Raw genomic sequence first — 3,621 nt, 5'->3', positions numbered from 1 at the left:
CCGGGCATGGGGGGCGCCGAACTGGTGCGGCAGGTGCGCGCCCTGGCGCCGGGCCTGCCGACGGTGCTGATCTCCGGCTACACGGAGCCCGAGGAGCTGGCGGCATCGGGTCTCGCCGGCTTCTTCGTGCGCAAGCCGTTCTCCCCCACCGCGCTCAGCCGCACCATCGAGACGGCGATGGGGGCGGCGGCCGGCGACAACGCCGATGCGCCGCCCGACGCGGTCCGATCCGCTTCACAACGCCGATAGCGTCTCGCCGTCACGCTTGGCGGCGCGCACCGCCGGTCGCAGACTGCACGCATTCGTTCCGGGGACCATACAGACATGAGCGGAGGCTTTTACCTCAACGACGGCACGCTCTACCTTGACAACGCCCATGGCGGGACGCCGGTGGCGGGAGGCGTCATCTACTCCGAGGGTGGCGGCGACGCCTTCATCGGCAGCGATCCAAGCAGCCTGCCGGTCAAACAGATCGTGCTCGAGCCGGGCCAGAGCATCAGCATCGATCCCGTCTGGCCGTACACGTCGCGGCCCTATGGCAACAATTACAACCCCACCATCTACTTCGTGGACGGCACGAGCTTCCTCGGCGGCCTGATCGTGGGCGATGCGCCCGGCGGGTCGTTCTACGTGGTCGAGCCGGCCGGCCAGTACACTGAAACCGTCACGTTCACGCAATGCCTCGCCGCCGGCACGCGGATCGACACGCCCGACGGTCCGCGTCCGATCGAGACGCTGCGCCTGGACGACGCGGTGCTGTGCCATGCCGGCGGATCGCCGGTCGCGCGGCCCGTCACCGCCATCCGCCGCTGGACGCTCGACGACGAGGCGCCGGTGCGTATCGCGGCCGGCGCGTTCGCCGCCGGTGCGCCGTCGCGCGACCTCGTGCTGTCGCCGGACCATGCGGTGTTCATCGACGGGATGCTGGTCCCGGCGCGCCACCTCGTGGACGGCCACGCGGTCACCCGCGACGCCCTCGGGCGCGTGACCTATCACCACCTGTCGGTCGCGGGCCACGATCTCATCCGCGCCGAGGGGGTGCTGGTGGAGACGCTGCTGCCCCTCGGCCCCGCGGCGCTGGAAGGCGCCGCGCTTCTGTGGGAGGCGGCCGGCTGCGCGCCGCTCGTCGTCACCGGCGACGCCCTCGACCGTATCCGCGAGGGCCTGCGCCGCCGTCGCGTCACGCCGGCGCCGGCCTGAGGGGCGCGGCGGTCACTCGGCCGCGACGGCGCCCGGCGGGAGCGCCGGGACGGCCGGCAGCGCCTGTCCGTCGAGGCTGCGCCGGAACCACAGCGCATACAGCGCCGGCAGGAACAGCAAAGTCAGGAACGTCGCGACGAACAGCCCGCCCATGATCACCACCGCCATCGGCCCCCAGAAGGCGCTGTGCGACAGCGGAATCATGGCAAGGATCGCCGCCAGCGCCGTCAGCACCACCGGCCGCGCGCGCCGCACCGTCGCCTCCACGATCGCCTCGCGCCGGGTCATCCCGTCGGCGACGTTGCTCTCGATCTGCTCGACCAGGATCACGGTGTTGCGCATGATCATCCCCGCCAGCGCGATCAGGCCGAGCAGGGCGACGAAGCCGAACGGCCGGTCGAACAGATTGAGCCCGAGGGCGGCGCCCACGATGCCGAGCGGTGCGGTCAGCACCACCAGGAACAGGCGCGAGAAGCTCTGCAGCTGGATCATCAGCACGGCGAGCGTGACCATCAGCATCACCGGGAACAGCGCGAAGATCGACGCGTTGCCCTTGGCGCTCTCCTCGATCGCGCCGCCGATCTCGATGCGGTAGCCATACGGCAGCGATTCCCGCAGGCTTGCAAGTTGCGGCCAGATCGCGTTGGTCACGTCCGGCGCCTGCACCCCGTCACGCACGTCCGCGCGCACCGTGATCGCCATGTCGCGGTTGCGCCGCCACAGGATCGGCTCCTCGGAGCCGAGCACGACATGCGCGACCTGGCTGACCGGCACCGCGACGCCGTTGCGCGCGGTGATCGTCAGGTCGCCGATATGGCCGAGCGCCAGCCGCTCCGACGGGATCGCGCGGGCGACCACGTCGATCGCCTCCGTCCCGTCGCGCACCGTCGTCGCGGTGACGCCCGACAGCAGCGTCTGCAGCGCCTGCGCGATGTCGGCGGGCGTGAGGCCGAGGGCGCGGGCGCGGTCCTGATCGACCTCCAGCCGCACCTGCGGCATGCGCTCGTTCCAGTCGAGATTGGGGTCGATCACGTCGGGGTTGGCGCGCATGATCGTCCGCACGCGATAGGCGATGTCGCGCACCTGCAGCGGATCGGGGCCGATCACGCGGAACTGCACCGGAAAGCCGACGGGCGGGCCGAAGTTAAAGCGGTCGATGCGCACCCGCGCCGCGGACAGGGCGCCGCCGGCCACCGCCCGTTCCAGCCGCGCCTTGATCCGCTCCCGCGCCGCCACGTCGCGCGCGACGATGACGATCTCGCCGAAGGCGCTGTCCGGCTGCTGCGGGTTGAGGCCGAGCCAGAAGCGCGGCGCCCCCTGGCCGACATACGACGTGTAGGTGGCGATGTCCGCGTCGCCCTTCAGCAGCCCCTCCGCCTGCTTCGCCACCGCCGCCGTCGCCCCGATCGAGGTGCCGGCCGGCATCCGCATCTCGAGGAACAGCTCCGGCCGTTCGCTGATCGGGAAGAATTGCTGCTGCACGAGGCCGAAGCTCGCGACCCCGGCGACGAAGATGATCCCGGTCGCGGCGACGACGAGGATGCGCCGGCGGACGCAGAAGCGGATGGCGGCGCGCAGGCCGCGATAGACGCGCGTCTCGTAGATGTCGTGCCCATGCGCGTGCCCGCCGCCGCGTCTGGCCGCGCGCTTCGCATAGTCGGGCAGCAGCCGCACGCCGAGATAGGGCGTGAACACCACCGCCACGAACCACGAGCTGATCAGCGCGATGGCGACCACCCAGAAGATGCCGCCGGCATATTCGCCGACCGACGAATTGGCGAAGCCGATCGGCAGGAAGCCCGCCGCCGTGACCAGCGTGCCGGTCAGCATGGGAAACGCCGTCGACGTCCACGCGAACGACGCCGCGCGCAGCCGGTCCCAGCCCTGTTCGAGCTTCACCACCATGATCTCGACGGCGATGATCGCGTCATCGACCAGCAGGCCGAGGGCGATGATCAGCGCCCCGAGCGTGATCCGGTGCAGCACCATGCCCATCGCGTCCATCACCAGGAACACGATCGCCAGCACCAGCGGCACCGAGGTCGCGACCACGATGCCGACGCGCCAGCCGAGCGAGAGGAAGCTGACGCCGAGCACGATCACCAGCGCCTCCACGAAGGAGCGCATGAACTCGCCCACCGCCCGCCCGACGACGGCGGGCTGGTCGGCGATGCGGGTGATGGCGAAGCCCGCGGGCAGCGCGGCCTCGTACTGCGCGAGCGCGGCATCCAGCCGCTGCCCCAGCTCCAGCGTGTTGGCGCCCTTTTCCATCACCACGCCGACCAGCACCGACGGCGCGCCTTCCTGGCGGATCAGATAGGAGGGCGGGTCCTCGAACCCGCGCCGGACGGTCGCGATGTCGCCGAGGCGGAACACCCGCCCGCCCGCCTCGACCGGCGCGGCGGCGACCGCGGCGACGCC

General features: G+C 71.4%; 3 protein-coding genes. 2 read left to right on the top strand and 1 reads right to left on the bottom strand.

Annotation, left to right across the window (positions count from 1 at the left end):
- Together B8460_RS21635 and B8460_RS04885 are read left to right on the top strand one after the other, a co-directional pair.
- Positions 1-249 (top strand): response regulator (locus tag B8460_RS21635; protein ID WP_373855669.1); only part of this gene is annotated, 249 nt, incomplete at its 5' end.
- 75 nt (positions 250-324) lie between these two features.
- Positions 325-1,200, top strand: a complete 876-nt coding sequence (locus B8460_RS04885) for a Hint domain-containing protein (protein WP_048860458.1) — start codon at positions 325-327, stop codon at positions 1,198-1,200.
- A gap of 12 nt (positions 1,201-1,212) precedes the next feature.
- Here the strand turns inward: B8460_RS04885 and B8460_RS04880 are convergent.
- A partial coding sequence (locus B8460_RS04880; RefSeq protein WP_048860457.1) for an efflux RND transporter permease subunit occupies positions 1,213-3,621 on the bottom strand: 2,409 nt, incomplete at its 5' end.

The organism is Acidisphaera rubrifaciens HS-AP3 (assembly GCF_000964365.1).
Taxonomy (GTDB): Bacteria; Pseudomonadota; Alphaproteobacteria; order Acetobacterales; family Acetobacteraceae; genus Acidisphaera; species Acidisphaera rubrifaciens.
This window is presented reverse-complemented; position numbering and strand designations above follow the sequence as displayed.

What these genes read in the sequence shown, in the direction of transcription:
- B8460_RS04885 (WP_048860458.1), top strand. Translation starts at nt 325, where the DNA reads ATGAGCGGAGGCTTTTACCTCAACGACGGCACGCTCTACCTTGACAAC.